The sequence below is a fragment of the Salmonella sp. NW884 genome (genome assembly GCF_051700745.1).
GTDB classification, from domain to species: domain Bacteria; phylum Pseudomonadota; class Gammaproteobacteria; order Enterobacterales; family Enterobacteriaceae; genus Salmonella; species Salmonella enterica.
Window position 1 is genome coordinate 1 of record NZ_JAMMDE010000062.1, and the last position, 227, is coordinate 227.

Genomic DNA, 227 nt, shown 5'->3' on the forward strand with positions numbered 1-227 from the left:
CTAGATCACCGGGTTTCGGGTCTATACCCTGCAACTTAACGCCCGGTTAAGACTCGGTTTCCCTCCGGCTCCCCTATACGGTTAACCTTGCTACAGAATATAAGTCGCTGACCCATTATACAAAAGGTACGCAGTCACACAGGTAAACCTGTGCTCCCACTGCTTGTACGTACACGGTTTCAGGTTCTTTTTCACTCCCCTCGCCGGGGTTCTTTTCGCCTTTCCCT

General features: G+C 51.1%; 1 rRNA gene. It reads right to left on the minus strand.

Annotated elements, in window-relative coordinates:
* Positions 1–227, minus strand: a 23S ribosomal RNA gene (locus NA197_RS23535); the annotation flags it as partial.